The organism is Streptomyces sp. NPDC002446, from assembly GCF_053595675.1.
The window spans coordinates 22,598-38,209 of the sequence record NZ_JBSFYC010000058.1; the positions used below are offsets into that span (position 1 = coordinate 22,598).

14 protein-coding genes and 1 pseudogene are annotated in these 15,612 nt (G+C 72.3%); 6 read left to right on the forward strand and 9 right to left on the reverse strand.

Annotated elements, in window-relative coordinates:
* Positions 1 to 211 precede the first annotated feature (211 nt).
* Entirely contained in the window at positions 212 to 1,348 is a 1,137-nt protein-coding gene (locus tag ACWD6P_RS27290) for a threonine aldolase family protein (protein WP_451446834.1), read from the forward strand.
* A 131-nt stretch (positions 1,349 to 1,479) separates the two neighbouring features.
* On the opposite strand, the pseudogene ACWD6P_RS27295 reads toward ACWD6P_RS27290, so the two are convergent.
* Together ACWD6P_RS27295 and ACWD6P_RS27300 are read right to left on the reverse strand one after the other, a co-directional pair.
* A pseudogene (locus ACWD6P_RS27295) lies at positions 1,480 to 2,076 on the reverse strand (GntR family transcriptional regulator); the annotation flags it as partial.
* A 332-nt stretch (positions 2,077 to 2,408) separates the two neighbouring features.
* The gene (locus ACWD6P_RS27300; protein ID WP_451446809.1) at positions 2,409 to 2,768 is read right to left on the reverse strand and encodes a hypothetical protein; all 360 of its coding nucleotides are present in this window, start codon (positions 2,766 to 2,768) and stop codon (positions 2,409 to 2,411) included.
* A gap of 99 nt (positions 2,769 to 2,867) precedes the next feature.
* On the opposite strand from ACWD6P_RS27300, the gene ACWD6P_RS27305 reads away from it, so the two are divergent.
* Positions 2,868 to 3,977: a DUF5937 family protein gene (locus tag ACWD6P_RS27305; protein ID WP_451446810.1), complete on the forward strand. Its 1,110-nt coding sequence runs from the start codon at positions 2,868 to 2,870 to the stop codon at positions 3,975 to 3,977.
* 111 nt (positions 3,978 to 4,088) lie between these two features.
* Here ACWD6P_RS27305 and ACWD6P_RS27310 read toward each other — a convergent pair whose 3' ends face one another.
* Both ACWD6P_RS27310 and ACWD6P_RS27315 read right to left on the reverse strand, forming a co-directional pair.
* Complete coding sequence (locus ACWD6P_RS27310; protein ID WP_451446811.1) at positions 4,089 to 4,781, reverse strand: response regulator; 693 nt, start codon at positions 4,779 to 4,781, stop codon at positions 4,089 to 4,091.
* Between the two features lie 136 nt (positions 4,782 to 4,917).
* The gene (locus ACWD6P_RS27315; RefSeq protein ID WP_451446812.1) at positions 4,918 to 6,123 is read right to left on the reverse strand and encodes a sensor histidine kinase; all 1,206 of its coding nucleotides are present in this window, start codon (positions 6,121 to 6,123) and stop codon (positions 4,918 to 4,920) included.
* A gap of 172 nt (positions 6,124 to 6,295) precedes the next feature.
* On the opposite strand from ACWD6P_RS27315, the gene ACWD6P_RS27320 reads away from it, so the two are divergent.
* Positions 6,296 to 7,453 carry an SAM-dependent methyltransferase gene (locus ACWD6P_RS27320; RefSeq protein ID WP_451446813.1) on the forward strand — a complete coding sequence of 386 codons (1,158 nt, stop codon included), beginning with the start codon at positions 6,296 to 6,298 and terminating at the stop codon, positions 7,451 to 7,453.
* Positions 7,454 to 7,486: 33 nt separating this feature from the next.
* Complete coding sequence (locus tag ACWD6P_RS27325) at positions 7,487 to 8,629, forward strand: NADH-quinone oxidoreductase subunit D (protein ID WP_451446814.1); 1,143 nt, start codon at positions 7,487 to 7,489, stop codon at positions 8,627 to 8,629.
* A gap of 33 nt (positions 8,630 to 8,662) precedes the next feature.
* Here the strand turns inward: ACWD6P_RS27325 and ACWD6P_RS27330 are convergent, their stop codons facing one another.
* Entirely contained in the window at positions 8,663 to 9,325 is a 663-nt protein-coding gene (locus ACWD6P_RS27330) for a TetR/AcrR family transcriptional regulator (protein ID WP_451446815.1), read from the reverse strand.
* A gap of 73 nt (positions 9,326 to 9,398) precedes the next feature.
* Between ACWD6P_RS27330 and ACWD6P_RS27335 the strand changes: the two genes are divergently transcribed.
* Positions 9,399 to 9,896 (forward strand): DUF1453 domain-containing protein, encoded by a 498-nt coding sequence (locus ACWD6P_RS27335; RefSeq protein ID WP_451446816.1) that lies wholly within the window; start codon positions 9,399 to 9,401, stop codon positions 9,894 to 9,896.
* A 305-nt stretch (positions 9,897 to 10,201) separates the two neighbouring features.
* On the opposite strand, the gene ACWD6P_RS27340 is transcribed toward ACWD6P_RS27335, so the two are convergent.
* From ACWD6P_RS27340 to ACWD6P_RS27355, 4 genes are all read right to left on the reverse strand, one after another.
* Positions 10,202 to 11,443 carry a hypothetical protein gene (locus ACWD6P_RS27340; RefSeq protein WP_451446817.1) on the reverse strand — a complete coding sequence of 414 codons (1,242 nt, stop codon included), beginning with the start codon at positions 11,441 to 11,443 and terminating at the stop codon, positions 10,202 to 10,204.
* Between the two features lie 64 nt (positions 11,444 to 11,507).
* Positions 11,508 to 12,473: an ABC transporter substrate-binding protein gene (locus tag ACWD6P_RS27345; RefSeq protein ID WP_451446818.1), complete on the reverse strand. Its 966-nt coding sequence runs from the start codon at positions 12,471 to 12,473 to the stop codon at positions 11,508 to 11,510.
* A 112-nt stretch (positions 12,474 to 12,585) separates the two neighbouring features.
* Positions 12,586 to 13,332, reverse strand: coding sequence for an ABC transporter permease (locus ACWD6P_RS27350; protein WP_451446819.1), 747 nt, complete (start codon positions 13,330 to 13,332; stop codon positions 12,586 to 12,588).
* 2 nt (positions 13,333 to 13,334) lie between these two features.
* Complete coding sequence (locus ACWD6P_RS27355; protein WP_451446820.1) at positions 13,335 to 14,069, reverse strand: ABC transporter permease; 735 nt, start codon at positions 14,067 to 14,069, stop codon at positions 13,335 to 13,337.
* Between the two features lie 253 nt (positions 14,070 to 14,322).
* Here ACWD6P_RS27355 and ACWD6P_RS27360 point away from each other — a divergent pair, with 253 nt between their 5' ends.
* Positions 14,323 to 15,543 (forward strand): ABC transporter ATP-binding protein, encoded by a 1,221-nt coding sequence (locus ACWD6P_RS27360; protein WP_451446835.1) that lies wholly within the window; start codon positions 14,323 to 14,325, stop codon positions 15,541 to 15,543.
* The last annotated feature ends 69 nt before the right edge of the window (positions 15,544 to 15,612 follow it).

Genomic DNA, 15,612 nt, shown 5'->3' on the forward strand with positions numbered 1-15,612 from the left:
CGGAAGGCGCGGAGGACAGGGCCGGCAGGCCAGGCCTGCGGAGAAGGCAGGAACACGGCAGGGGGGCGTGAAGCACATGAACGAAGCAGGCGGTGGCGTGCCGGACGGGGACGTGCCGGACGCGCCGGACGCGCCGGCGTTCGGCAGCGGGGACGGCGGGCCGGGCGGCGGTGCCGGCTCCGCAGGTGTCCCGGCGGTCGCGGTGCAGCGGATGCTCGCGGCGTTCCGCGGCTCGGCGCGGGTGCTGGCGGGCGGCGCCGTCGAGACCCTCCGCGAGCGGCTGGAGCGCCTGACGGCGGACGGCTGCGCCGCGTACGACCTGGACGACTGGACGGACGTCTACGGCAACGACGACGGCGTCGTCGGCGAGCTGGAGCGGCGGACGGCCCAAGCGCTGGGCACCGAGGCCGCCGCCTTCTTCCCGACCGGCACGATGGCCCAGCAGGTGGCGCTGCGCTGCTGGGCGGGGCGTACGGGCAACGCGACGGTCGCCGGCCACCCCCTGTCCCATATGGAGGTGCATGAGCGCGATGCCTACGCGGTGGTCAGCGGGTTGCGCATGGTGCATCCGACGAGCGCTCCGCGGCTGCCGACCCCCGGCGAGATATACGACCTCCAGGAACCGTTCGGCACCCTCGCGCTCGAACTCCCGCTGCGGGACGCCGGATTCGTGCTGCCGTCCTGGGAGGAACTGACCGCGGTGGTAGCGGCGGCCCGGGACCGTGATGCGGTGGTCCACTTCGACGGCGCGCGGCTGTGGGAGTGCGGCCCGCACTTCGGCCGCTCCCTCCCGGAAATCGCGGCCCTCGCGGACAGCGTGTACGTCTCCTACTACAAGTCGCTGGACGGCATATCGGGCGCAGCGCTCGGCGGCACCGAGGAGTTCATAGCGGAGGCTCGGGCCTGGCGGCACCGGTACGGCGGGCAGCTGTTCCAGCAGTGGCCGGCCGCACTGGCCGCCCTGGCCGGCCTGGACCGCGAACTGCCGCGGCTGCCCGGGTACGTGGCGCACGCCAAGATCGTCGCGCGGGCGCTGCACGACGGTCTGGCCGCGACCGGCGCGCCGTGGTTCAGGGTGCACCCGGAGGTCCCGCACACGCACCAGTTCCAGGTGTGGCTGCCGTACCCGCCCGAGGTGCTCAACGAGGCCGTGGTCCGGCAGGCGGAGGAGACCGGAACGACGCTGTTCCGAAAGTGGTTCGAGCCCCACCTGGCCGGACCGCCCGGGGTGGCCATGACAGAGGTGACGGTCGCCGCCTTCGCACTGGAGTGGACCGCCGACGACATCCACACGGCGGTCGCGGAGTTCATGGACTACGTGAGGAAGGTGAGGGGCACTGCGGCCTAGCCGCGGGGCGGCGGTGGCCGCTGAGCCTGGGGCGGTGCGGCTGGGCGTGGGTCGGGCCGGGCCGACCAGGCGCGGCCCGACGCCGCCCCGCAGCTGCGGTGGCCTCAGCGGACCGACCGACTCAGGCGTCGCATGCGCACCCGCACCTCCTCCCGGAAGCGAGCGGGTCCGGCACCCAGTTCCGCGAGCCGGGCATACGTACCGCCAGGCCCGCTGTCAGGTTGGGTGATCGCCGATCCCGCGACCAGGTCAGCGGGGAGAAAGGACGTGGAGAGCAGTACAGGTTTTCCGTCGAGTACGAAGCGGCGTCTGCGCACACAGACTGCCGCACCCGGCGCAATGTCGAGCCGCGCGGTAACGGAGTCGTTGGCCCGTTCCTCTCCGATGGTGACCTCATCCACCACCAGGTCCCGATCCGGCACATCGGCCGACCAGACGGCCTGCCCGGAGCCCCAGTGCTCCTGCGCCAGGCGAGGAACCCCGCGCCGCCGGATCGGCCGGAAGCCACGTACGAACACGCCGGCGCCCTTGCGGGACTCGGCCAGTCCCTCGGGACGCAGCACGCCCAGCGCCTGACGTGCCGTCATCCGCGCGACACCGTGCTCGGCCATGAGGTCGTTCTCGCCGGGCAGGCGATCGCCTGGCCGGTATGCGCCTGAGGCGATGGCCTGCTTCAAAGCGTCGGCGATCCGCTGGTACTTGGGCGACTGCTTGTCCTGGCCAACCATTACGGCGCTTCCCTCCTGGCGATCTCCGGACTTCCCGGAGACGGGTTCGAGGCGATGCGTTTGTGTCGCGTGATGGCGGCACCACCGTCACGGCAAACTCTTCGCATCTCTGCAGGAGTTATTGCCCGGTGTATCCGCGAGTCGTTTCGCTGGGGGGCTGATCAACTTCGTCGGGGGCCGGAGTCGGAGTGGCGCAGCACGCTCGTCCACGCGCAGTTCGAGCGTGGTGGCGGCGGCTCCATCGCGCGGCGCGGAGACGGGGGGGACGTGGGGGGGGCGTGGGGGGAGTAGGCCCGACTCCCGGGGCCATCGTCTCGGGCTCGGCGAGCACTTCAGCTTGTTCCGGTGCCTGTACTGGTACTGGTACCGGCACCGGCGCGCTGGGTGCGGAGGCGGTCGTTGCCGTCCGGGGACGTCGGCTGCTGTGAGTGGGCCTCGGCCGGGGTGGAGGCGGGTGGGTGGGTGGAGGGGCGGGGGCGGGGGCGGGGGAAGCCCGAGAGGGCGGCGCGTACGGCCCGTCCGATGCGGCCCGGCCACCGTCCTTGCGATCCGAAGACCACGGCCTGGAAGCGGTGCCACTGGCGGATCTCGCGGACGGTGCGGACGGTGTGGGTGCCCGGGGCGGGCGGGGCGGCCTCGCCGTGCTGGGCGGCTCGGTAGGCGTCGAGGAGGTGCTGCTGGGTGGTGTTCATGCCTTCACTGTGGGGCGGTCCGGCCGGCCGGTGCGCGTCGATTGACGGGAGCCGTCAATCGACGACCTGGCAGGCCGTGGGCTCGCGCATGATGGGCGCATGGCCAACGTCATCGACATCACCGGGCTGCCGCCGGAGCGCATCGTCTTCTCCCCCTCCCCCCTGGCGGAGCTGAGCGCCGCGCTGCACGCGCTGTCCGAGCCGGGGCACCATCCCGGGCTGCACGGCTGGGTCACCGCCACCAACGCGGCGCTGAAGACCGACCTCGCCGACCGGCTGTGCGAGGCGGACTTCCTGTGGCGCTCCTCCCGGTCCGACATCCTGCTGCCCGCCCGTCCCGGGTCGACGCTGGCCGAGGAGTTGGACGAGCTGGACAAGATCGACGACGAGCGGTTCGTGGCCGCCGCGTTCGAGATCTCCTGCTCGGCGGCGTACACCCGCCCCAACCGCTCGCCCCTCGTCGACGCGGACGAGCGGGCGCGCGTACGGGAGATGGCCGCCGCCCGCGGCCCGCGCCAGGCGGCCTTCACCGACCGGATGCTCACCGACCCCGACGGCCTGCGGGTGTGGCTGCGCAGGCTGTTCGAGGACTGCGAGGAGGCGTTCTTCGGGGACATCTGGCGGCGGGTGGGCATCCAGCTGGCGGCCGACGCCCGGCACAAGACCGAGCTGCTGCGCCGCAAGGACCTGGCCGAGACACTGACCGCGACGTCGGCGGCGCTGTCCCTGGAGGAGGCGCAGGACGGCAGCGGCGGTTCCCGCATCGTGGTCGACAAGCTGGCCGGGGGCCGTACGACGGCGTATGCGAGCCCCGCGGACCCCGGCGTGACGTTTCTGCCGACCTCGTTCGGCTGGCCGCATCTGCTGGTCAGCCATGCGCCGGGGTGGCGTCCGGTGATCCAGTACCCGGTCGCCAGCCCGGAGTTGCCGGCGCCGGCCGCGCTGGAACTCGTACAGCAGCGGCTGGAGGCGCTGGGGCACCCGATGCGGATGCAGCTGTGCCGCACGCTGTCGCGGGGGCCGCATACGACGGGGGAGCTGGCGAACGCGTACGGCATCACCTCGCCGGAGGTGTCGCGGCATGTCGCGACGCTGAAGAAGGCCGGGCTGGTCCAGACGCGGCGCCGTGGGCGCTATGTGCTGCACCAGCTGGACCTCCAGGTGGTGGCCCGGCTGGGCAGTGACTTCCTTGAGGGCGTGCTGCGTTGAGCGCGTATTGAGTTGAGCGCGTGCCACCTTGAAGGCGAGCCGCGCGCCGGGAGGGGGCTTGGCCCTCCCCCTCCCGCTAGGCCCTGGCTAGGCCCCCGCTCTGGGCCCTGGCTAGGCCCCCGCTCCCCCGGCGCCGCCCGCCCGTACCAGCCCCGTCTCGTACGCGAGCACCACCGCCTGGACCCGGTCCCGCAGGCTCAGCTTGGTGAGGATTCGGCCGACGTGGGTCTTGACGGTGGCCTCGGACAGCACCAACCGGGCCGCGATCTCACCGTTCGACAGTCCCTGCGCAACCAGCAGCAGCACCTCCCGCTCGCGGTCCGTCAGCCGTTCCAGCTCGGGGCGGGACGGCTCGGCGGAGGTGGCGGGCAGCATCGGCGTGAAGCGGTCGAGGAGCCGGCGGGTGGTGGACGGCGCGACGACCGCGTCGCCGCTCTCCACCGCCCGGATGGCGGCGAGCAGTTCGGCGGGCGGCACGTCCTTGAGCATGAAACCGCTGGCGCCCGCCTTCAGTGCGGAGAAGGCGTATTCGTCCAGGTCGAAGGTGGTCAGGATGAGCACCTTCGGGGCGTCTTCCTGCTGCCCGCCCGCGCAGATCCGGCGGGTGGCCTCGACCCCGTCCAGATGCGGCATACGGACGTCCATGAGGATCACGTCGACCTTGGTGGAGCGCAGCACCTCCAGGGCCTCCAGGCCGTTCCCCGCCTCCGCGACGACCTCCATGTCGGGCTGGGCGGCCAGCACCATCCGGAAGCCGGTGCGCAGCAGCACCTGATCGTCGACGAGCATCACGCGGATGGTCATGGCAGGGGGATCCCTTCAGGCATGAGATCAGACAGGAGATCAGACATGGGAGTGGGGCCGAGCGTACGGGGTCGGGAACGGTGGGCGGGCCGGGCGCGTCGGCAGCGGGGCGCTCCGGCGGGCCGCCCGGCGCCCTTCACCGCTCCGGTTTGAGCGGCAGTACCGCGCTGACGCGGAAGCCCCCGCCCGGCCGCGGGCCCGCGGTCAGACTGCCGCCGACCATGCCGACCCGTTCGCGCATGCCGATCAGGCCGTGCCCGAGGCCATCCGCCCCGCCTTCTTCGTAGAGCTCGTGCTGGGCGCCGCGTCCGTCGTCCTCGACGAGCAGATCGAGCTCGTCGTCCCGGTAGGAGAGGCGGACGGTCGCGCCGACATCGGGGCCGCCGTGTTTGCGGGTGTTGGTGAGCGCTTCCTGGACGATGCGGTACGCGGTCAGTTCGACGCTGCTGGGCAGCGGGCGCGGCTCGCCCTCCATCCGGAAGTCGACCGGCAGTCCGGCGCCCCGTACCTGGTCGATGAGCTCGCTGAGCTGCTCGACACCGGGCTGGGGGACGTACTCACCGCTCTCGGGCTGTTCGCCGGTGCGCAGTACGCCCAGCAGGCGTCGCATTTCGGCCAGTGCCTGGCGCCCGGTGCCGGAGATCGTCTCCAGGGCCTGGCGGGTCTGTTCGGGGGCGGCGTCGAGGACGTAGGCGGCGCCGTCGGCCTGGACGACCATCACCGAGACGTTGTGGGCGACGACATCGTGCAGCTCGCGGGCGATCCGGGCGCGTTCGGCGGCGACCGCGATCCGGGACTGCGCCTCGCGCTCCTTCTCCAGCCGGGCGGCCTTCTCCTCCAGCTGTGCCCAGTAGGCGCGTCGGGTGCGCATGGAGTCGCCGAGCACCCAGGCCAGCACGAAGGGCACGGTCAGCAGCGCGGTGAAGAACAGCATCTCCCACACCGGCTGGCCGCTGCGTCCCGAGGACAGGCGCCAGGTGGACAGGGAGGGGCCGACGAGAGCGCCGACGAGAGCGCAGCGGGAGGCCCAGCGGGGGATGGTGGGGCCGGAGGCGACCGTGTAGGCGATCACGAACATCGCGAGGTCGGCGGGGATGGGGGTGATCCGGAAGATCAGCTGGCCGACGCCGATGGCGGCCGTCAGCAGCAGCATCACCACGGGCACCTTGCGGCGCAGCGCGATGACGAGGCAGAGGCCGAGCGTGAAGATCGTGACCAGGATCTGCCGGACGCCCCCGAGGTCGGCCGCGATCCACAGGCCGGAGAACCCGAGGAGGAGGACGGCCCAGAAGGTGTCCACTCCCGTCGGGTGCCTGCGGAGGAAGTCGTAGAGGCGCTGCACGTAACCCAGCGTAGGCAGAGCGGATAGGTGTACGGGTCAACCGGAGGAGCGATCCTGTGCGCGGGGCCTACTCCGCAAGGTGGAGACCCTATGCGCCAAATGTGTCGGACCGAGGGACGGCCTGCACATCTCCCCGCGGGCCGGTTCCGCGGCCGCCCGTACCGTGGGACGGGTGACGAACGAGTGGTGCGGCTGGCGGGATGCGACGGAGCGGGCGCTGTACGGCCCGGACGAGGGCTTCTACACCCGGCCCGGCGGCCCCGGCCCGGCCGGTCACTTCCGCACCTCCGTGCATGCCTCCCCCCTCTACGCCGGTGCCGTCGCCACGCTCCTGTGCCGCGTCGACGCCGCCCTCGGCCGCCCGGACGAGCTGGGGCTGATCGATGTGGGGGCGGGGCGCGGTGAGCTGCTGACAGGCGTGCTGGCCGCGCTGCCGGACGAGGTGACCGCGCGGCTGCGCCCGTACGCCGTGGAGCGCGCGGCGCGCCCCGAGGGCCTGGACGGGCGGATCGGCTGGCTGGCGGAGCTGCCCGCTCCGGGTTCGGTCACCGGGCTGCTGTTCGCGAACGAGTGGCTCGACAATGTGCCGGTCGATGTCGTCGAGACGGATGCGGACGGCGTGCCGCGCCGGGTTCTGGTGCGCGCCGACGGCACCGAGCGGCTGGGCGAGCCGGTGGGCGGAGCGGACGCGGAGTGGCTGCGCCGGTGGTGGGCACCGCCGCTGGCCTCCTCCGGGGAAGCCTGGGCCGCCGCTGGGGAAGCCTCGGATGCCGCTGGCGAAGCCTCGGGTGCCGCGGGGGACGCCTCGGCGGCCTCTAGGGGCGTCTCAGCTGCTGTCCCCGCCCCTTCTGGCCCCTCCCTCGCTGCCCCTTCCCCCGGGCTGCGCGCCGAGATCGGCCGCCCCCGGGACGAGGCCTGGGCGCGGGCGGTCCGTACGCTGCGCGCCGGGCTCGCCGTGGCCGCCGACTATGCGCACGAACGGGGCGGCCGCCCGCTCTTCGGCACCCTCACCGGCTTCCGCGACGGCCGCGAGGTGCGCCCCGTCCCGGACGGCAGCTGCGACATCACGGCCCATGTCGCGCTGGACGCCTGCGCCGGTCCGTCCGCGCTGCGGCTGACCCAGCGCGAGGCGCTGCACGCCCTGGGGGTGGACGGCCGGCGTCCGCCCCTCACGTTGGCGCATACCGATCCCGGCGCATACGTACGGGCCCTGAGCGCGGCCGGTTCGGCGGCGGAGCTGACCGACCCGGCGGGCCTGGGCGGCTTCGGCTGGCTGCTGGAGCCGGTGGGCGGGGAGTGTGCGGGGCTGCTCAAGGGGTGGGACACCTGAGAGGGGCGCAGCGGGTGCTGCGAGACTGTTCCCATGACGGAGACGACGGTCGGCATCGGCGGCGCGGCGGAGAGCACCGACATGGTGCTGAACATCGGCCCGCAGCACCCCTCGACGCACGGTGTGCTGCGGCTGCGCCTCGTCCTGGACGGTGAGCGGATCCAGCATGCCGAGCCGGTGATCGGCTATATGCACCGCGGGGCCGAGAAGCTCTTCGAGGCGCGCGACTACCGCCAGATCATCATGCTCGCCAACCGGCACGACTGGCTGTCGGCGTTCTCCAACGAGCTGGGCGTGGTGATCGCCGTCGAGCGGATGCTGGGCATGGAGGTGCCCGAGCGCGCGGTGTGGATGCGGACGCTGCTGGCGGAGCTCAACCGCGTGCTGAACCATCTGATGTTCCTCGGCTCGTACCCGCTGGAGCTGGGCGGGATCACCCCGGTCTTCCACGCGTTCCGTGAGCGCGAGGAGCTGCAGACCGTCATGGAGGAGATCTCCGGCGGCCGGATGCACTACATGTTCAACCGCGTCGGCGGCCTCAAGGAGGACCTGCCGGCCGGCTGGCTGGGCCGGGCCCGGCAGGCCGTCGCCGATGTGCGCTCCCGTATGGACGTCTTCGACAACCTGGTGCTGGGCAATGAGATCTTCCGCGGCCGTACGCGGGGGATCGGTGTGCTCGCGCCCGAGACGGTGCACGCCTACGGCGTCTCCGGGCCGATCGCCCGCGCCTCCGGTGTCGACTTCGACCTGCGGCGCGACGAGCCGTACCTGGCGTACGGGGAGCTGCAGTCCACGCTGAAGGTCGTCACCCGTGAGGAGGGCGACTGCCTGGCGCGCTTCGAGTGCCTGCTGGAGCAGAGCCACAATGCGCTCGATCTCGCCGATGCCTGCCTGGACCGGGTCGCGGAGCTGCCGCCGGGGCCGATCAACCAGCGGCTGCCCAAGGTCCTGAAGGCGCCCGAGGGCGCGACGTACGCGTGGACCGAGAACCCCCTGGGGATCAACGGCTACTACCTCGTCTCCAAGGGCGACAAGACCCCCTACCGCCTCAAGCTGCGCTCGGCGTCGTACAACAACATCCAGGCGCTGGTGGAGCTGCTGCCGGGCACGCTGGTCGCCGACATGGTCGCCATTCTCGGGTCGCTGTTCTTCGTGGTGGGCGACATCGACAAGTAGGCGGCGGGTGCGGCGCCCGGCTGGGCGCCTTTCTCACTCGCTCTGGCGGGCGCACTCCCCCTGGCGGGCGGTCCCCGGGGGCCGCTCGTGACGGAGGCTCTCCACGTGGCGGCGCAGGACGTTGCGGAGCAGCTCCGGTGTGACGCGTTCCGGTTCCAGGGTCGCCTGGAGGGTGAGGCCGTCGAGCAGGGCGGACAGCCGTAGCGTCTCCAGCTCCAGGTCCAGGCCGTCGGGCAGGCTGCCGGCCTCCTGGCCGCCGCGCAGCATCCGCGTCAGCAGGGCGCGCATGCCGGACTCCAACTCGACGGCGTGCGGCCGCAGTTCGGGGCGCGTACGGGCCGCGGTCGTGAACGCCTGCCAGAGCATGCCCTCTTCGCGGCGCTCGTCGTCCAGCGGCAGGAATTCGGCGAGCAGCTCCTCGGCGCGGGTGCGGCGCTCGCCCGCGGCGTCGGGGTCGAGGAGCCGCTCGGCATGCCCCGCGACGCGGTATTCGATACGGGCGCCGAGCTCCGCCATCGCGAAGATCATCACTTCGTCGTGGTTGCTGAAGTAGTGCCGGACCGACCCGATGGCCAGCCCCGCCTCCTCGGCGACGTTACGGAGCGATGCGCCCTCGACCCCTTCTCGGCGCACCACACGGAGTACGGCCTCGGCGACGGCGCGGCGGCGGGCTTGCGGATCGACGATCTTCGGCATCTTGCGATTGTGGCACACCCGCGCTAAATTGGTTTTTGGCACGGGTGGGCTAAAAAATTGACTTGGGGGACCCATGAATGGCTGGCTGCTGGCGGCACTGATCCTCGCCGCCGTCGTCGCCGTGATCATCAAGCGGCTGCGGGGCGAGCCGGTCAACGCCCGCGACCTTTTCGCCCCACCGGTCGTCCTCATCGCCATCGGCGCCGTCGCCGTGGCCAGGGCCGAGGATCTGACCGGTACCGACATCGCCTGGGCCGCCGCCGGCGCGCTGCTCGGATGCGCGCTCGGGGCCCTGCGCGGCATGACCATCGAGCTGTTCGACCGCGGCGGCGTGCTGTGGCAGCGCTATACGGGGCGGACGTTCGGCGTCGCCGTCCTCTCCCTGCTCGGCATGGCCGGTTTCGGCCTGCTGGCGGTGAAAATGGGGATGCACGAAGGCGCCCGCCCGATCCAGCTGGGCATCGGCGTCAGCTTCCTGGGCGAGGCGCTCGCGGTGGGCTACCGCGGACTGGCGAGCGGTACGCCGTTCGCACCGGAGCGGCGGCGAGCACCGGAGCGGCGGCGAATATAGGGCGCGCGCCGCGCCGGAAAGCAGGCCCGCGAGGCCCGCGCTCATCCAGAGGGCGCGGCCGCCGCGGACTCGCACGCCTCATCCACACCCTGTGGACAGCTCTCCATGAACAGCCCCCATGGACAGCCCTCCATGGGCAGCCCCCATGGGCAGCCCCCCAATGGACAACTGCCGCCCCGCAGAGGGTCGCGGCAGACCAGTCGCGGCAGACCAGGGGCAACGCGCTCGACAAACGCTTGGCCCCGGAGCCGGTGAGGGCTCCAGGGCCAAGGGGAGGGGCGGGCCGGCGGCTGCCGGCCGCGCGGTCAGGAGATGGCGCTGCGCAGGGCGCCGAGGTCGAGCTGTTCGGTCTCGTCATGCGCGGTGAGGTCGATGACCTCACCGGCACCGGCGGTGGTCTCGCCGTCCGCGACGAGGGCGTCGGCCTGGTCGTCGTCCGTCCCGGCCTCCCCCGCGGTCAGCTCCGCACGCGCCTTCGTGGGCGCCTCCGTACGAGCCTCCGTACGAGCCTGTGCAGCCGCGGTACGCGCCAGACGGGCCTTGGCGCGTGCCGACTGCTCCGCGAGCGCCTCGTCGCCGACGACGTCCGCCAGATCCTCCTCCAGCGGCGCGGGCAGCTGCTGGGGACGGGCGGCGGTGCCGGTGCCGAAGAAGTCGAAGCCGCCCAGTTCGCGGGTTGCGGCGGGGCGGTGCGGTGCGACGGCCGCGGCGGTGGCCGGGACGGGGCGGAGCGCGGGTCCGGCGGCGGTGGCCGTACGGGCGTGGCCTGCGCCGCCCGTGCGCTCGGCGGCAGCCGCCTGGGGGTTCCCCCGGCCGCTGTCACCGCCGTCCTCGCCGCTCTCGGCGGCGCGCTGCTGACGGGCGGCGCTGCGGGCCAGTTGAAGCAGCGCCCGGTCGGCCTGCGCATACAGCGCGGCGTCCGGGGCACGGTGGGCCGCGGCCGGACGGTCCGAGGCGGGACGCTCCGAAGCCGGGCGGGCCCCGGCCGGACGGGCCGGGGTCGCGGCGGGCTCGCGGCGCGCCGGGACGGGGGGCTCCCCGGTCCGGGCCCGGGGAACGTCCGCGGCGGCCGGCAGCGCCCTGGCCGGGGCGGCGGCCTCAAGGGCGAGCAGTCGGCGGCCCTCCAGGGCACTGGCCCGCTCGGTCTCGGCGGTGGCGTAACGGCGCAGCAGCTCGGCGTGCTCGCTGCGCAGCCGGGCCAATTCGGCGCGCTTGGCACGCAGTTTGGTGTCGAGGGCGGCGCGGATCTCGCGGGACTCCTCGACATCCGTTTCGAGCTCGGCTATCCGCTCCTCGGTGCGCCACTCGTCGCGCACCCGGGCGCGGGTGAGTTCGGCGACCCGCCGACCGGCCTTGCGGTCCCAGGTCCGCAGAAGGACGGCGCCGGTGAGTGCGGCGGCCGCCGCACCCGCGGCGAGCACCCGTTGCACCAGATCGTCGCCGACAAACCACGCGCCCGCGGCGCAGGCGATTGACGCACCGGCGACCGTCGTCGGAGGAAGCAGCCGGTGGAGGGGTGGTGAATGGCGGTGGCGTCCTCGTGGCATGGCCAGAAACTTACCGTGCGTGCGGGATCTATGGGGCCACGCCCACGAATCCGTTTCCCGCTGGTTACTTCTTGACCAGCCCCTTGGACTCCAAATAAGCCTGCGCGACATCCGCGGGCTTGAGCCGTTCGGCATCGACCTTGCGGTTCAAGTTGATCAAGTCCTGCGTCGTCAGCGTACTGGTGAGCTTCCCGAGCGCCGCCTCGATCTCCTTGTCACCGGCGCTCTTGGCATTCACGACCGGCAGCACATTGTCGGCGTTCTGGAGCTTCTTGTCGTCCTTGAGAAGCACCAGTCCGAAGTTGTCGAGGGTGGCGTCCGTGGTCGTGGTGAGCACCAGTTGGTCGGTGCCGTCCTTGACCGCCTGCTTGGCCTGCGGGATCCCGACTCCCTTGGGGTCCAGGCCCGTGATGTCGATGCCGTAGGTCTTCTCCAGGCCCGGCTTGCAGAACACCCGGGTCTCGCACTCCTCGCCCGCGGCGAGTTTGATCTTCTGCTGGGATTTGCCGAGGTCGGAGAGGGTCTTCAGCTTGTGCTCGGCGGCGAATTCCTTGGTGACCGCGAACGCGTTCTGATCCGTCGCGTCCCCCGCCGCCAGGACCTTGAGTCCGCGCGGCCCGGCGAGCTTCTTGAGCGCCGTCACCGTCGCGCCGATGTCGCTGGAGGCGACGGGCTTGGCCTTGCTGCCGTTCTTCTTCGCGTTGAGGAATTCGGCGAGCGTGGAGGCATATTCGGGGACCACATCGATCTGGCCCTTCTCCAGGGCCGGTTCATACAGCTCGCGATTGGCGAGCGTCTGCACCCGGGTGCGGTAACCGGCGTCCGCGAGGAGCCTGGAATATATCTCGGCCAGCACCTTCGACTCGGTGAAACCGGCCGAGCCGATGACCAGCTCGCCCTTGCCTCCCTTGCCGTTGCCACCGCCCTTCTCCTCCAGGCTCTGGCCGTTGCACGCGGCCAGGCCGGCCGCCAACGCGATCGCCGTGCCCGCGACAAGCGCGGTGCGGCCCGCGCGCGACGTGCTGCTCATGAATGCCACCAATCAGGTTGTTCGGATCAGCTCTGGTCAGGTCGTATCGGGTCTCGGGTCTCCGTGCCTGCGGCCAGTGCCTACGGGTCAGCGTCTGCGCATCAGTGCCTGCCTACGGGGCGGTCGCCGAGGTCGGTGCGGCGCGGCGCGGCCCGGCGCCCTTGGCCGTACGCGACGCCGTACGCGTGGCGCGCCGCCGCCCCCGCATCGGGTCCAGCAGCCGCTCCGCCAGGACGAGCACGCCCTCCACGACCAAGGCAAGCGCGGCCACCAGCACGGCGCCCGCGACGACCTGCGCGGTGTCGTAGTTGCCGAAACCGGCCGTGATGATCCGCCCCAGGCCTCCGCCGCCGGCGAGCGCGGCCAGCGTGGCGGTCGCCACCACCTGCACCGTGGCCGACCGCAGACCGGTCATGATCAGCGGATAGGCGAGCGGTATCTCGACCCGCAGCAGCAGCTGCGGCCCCGACATCCCCATCCCGCGTGCCGCCTCGACCACATCACGGTCCGCCTCCCGCATGCCCAGATAGGCATTGGTCAGCAGCGGCGGCACCGCGAAGAGCACCAGCGCGAGGACGGTCGGCCAGTCCCCGTGCCGCCCCAGCGGACTGAGCGTCAGCAGTACCAGGACCGCGAACGTCGGTACCGCGCGCCCCACGTTGGAGAGGTTGACGGCGAGGGCCCCGCCCTTGCCGATGTGCCCCAGATACAGCGCCACCGGCAGGGCTATCAGGCAGGCGAGGACCAGACACAGCGCGCTGAGCCAGACATGCTCGGCCAGCCGGTGCCACACGCCCTTCTCCCCCGCCCAGTTAGCGGCCGTCGTCAGCCACTGCCAGGCGTCCGCGATCGCCCCCATGGTCAGCCCACCGCCTTCGCCACTCGCGCACCGCGCCGCGCACGGGCCTTCGCCCGCGCCTGCGCCCTCGTCCAGGGCGTCAGCAGCCGCTGAAGGCCCATCAGCAGCAGGTCTGCCACCAGCGCCAGCAGCACGCACAGCACCGACGCCGTCAGCACCTCCGCCTTGAAGAAGCCCTCCATGCCGCTGGCTATGAGATTCCCCAGGCCGCCGTATCCGAGGACCGAGCCGACGGTCGTCATCGCCACCGTCGAGACCGTGGCGATCCGCAGGCCGGCCACCAGCGCGGGCAGGGCGAGCGGGAGTTCCACCTCGAACAGCAGCCGTGCCGGGCCGTACCCCATCCCGCGGGCGGCCTCCCGTACCTCAGCGGGCACCGCCTGCAGGCCCGCGAGGATGTTGCGCACCAGGATCGTCAGCGAATACAGCACCAGGCCCGTGACGACCACCGCCGCCGAGACCCCGAACACCGGTGTCAGCAAGGCGAACATCGCCAGTGACGGGACGGTGTACAGCACCGTCGTCAGCCCCAGGACCGGCCCGGCCGCGCCCCGCCGGTGCCGGGCGAGCAGCGCCAGCGGAAAGGCGATCAGCAGGCCGATCGCCACGGACACGGCGGTGATGCCGATGTGCTGGACCGTGGCGTCCAGCAACTCCTGGCTGCGGGTGCGCAGATACTCGCCGCAGATCCAGTCGTTCGTCTCCAGGCAGTTCGGCCCGGCGGCACTTCCGCTCATGCCGGGACCTCGCCGCGCCCGGCCTCGCCTGCGCGAGGCGCGCGCCTCCCCATGGTCCGCTCACTGCGTTCGCTCAAGGCTCGTCGCCTCCCCCGCCCCTGTCGCTCACCCTCGCGGTGACTGTCTGCGACCCTAAACCCCACCACTGACAATCCGCCCGGTCCCGCAGCTCACCGGCCACATCGCCATCCGCGCGCAACACCGCGTTCACGGCCGCCCGGCCACAATGGGCCCGTCAACCATGGGGGAACCAATGATCCGCTTCGAGCACGTCACCAAGAGCTACCCCGACGGCACCACCGCCGTGGACGACCTCACCTTCGAGGTCGCCGAGGGCGAACTCGTCACGCTCGTCGGCCCCTCGGGCTGCGGCAAGACCACCACGATGAAGATGGTCAACCGGCTCATCGAGCCCACCAGCGGCCGCATCCACCTCGACGGCGAGGACATCTCCGCCATCGACCCCGTCCAACTGCGGCGCCGCATCGGCTATGTCATCCAACAGGTCGGGCTCTTCCCCCACAAGACCGTTCTGGACAACACCGCCACCGTCCCGCACCTCCTCGGCCGGCCGCGCGGCAAGGCCAGGGCCCGCGCCGCCGAACTCCTCGACCTGGTCGGCCTGGACCCGTCGACGTACGGCGACCGCTACCCCGACCAGCTCTCTGGCGGCCAGCGCCAGCGCGTCGGGGTGGCCCGCGCGCTCGCCGCCGACCCGCCCGTCCTGCTGATGGACGAGCCGTTCGGCGCGGTCGACCCGGTCGTCCGCGAGCACCTCCAGAACGAGTTCCTGCGGCTGCAGTCCACGCTCCGCAAGACGGTCCTCTTCGTCACCCACGACATCGAGGAGGCGGTCCGTCTGGGCGACCGGATCGCGGTCTACGGGGCCGGGCGCATCGAGCAGTTCGACACCCCCGCGACGGTGCTGGGCGCCCCGGCGACCCCGTACGCGGCCCAGTTCGTCGGCGCGGACCGGGGCCTGAAGCGGCTCTCCGTCACGCCCGTGGAGCCCGGCGACCTCGAACAGCCGCCGGTCGTCCGGCTCGACGACCCCGCGGCCCGCGCCGCCGGCCGTCTGGCCACCGAGGGCGCGCCCTGGGCGGTCGTCCTGGATGCCGACGGAGCGCCGTACGGCTGGGTCGCGGCCTCGGCGCTCACGGGCGCGGCGGGCGGCCGAGAGGCCGGAAAAGGCAGTGGCGGTGGCGGCAAACGGCTTACGCCGGAAGGCACCGTCCGCGATCACGCCCGGCGGATGGACTCCTGGCTGCCGCTCGGCGCTCCGCTCAAGCAGGCGCTCAGCGCGATGCTGCAGGACGACGCCGGCTGGGTCGCGGTCCGCGACGGCGAGCGCCATCTGGGCGTACTGACGCCGGCCGGGCTGCACGGCGCGCTGCGCCGCTCCACCGCCGCGGACGCCGCGAACCTGCCGCGCGGAGAGGTATCCCTGGACTCCGTCCCGGTCGCGAGAACCTGATGCCACAGATTGTTCTGGCCGAAAAATAATGGACTCGAGCGCTCACGGCCTCCACCCCGGGCGCGGGTA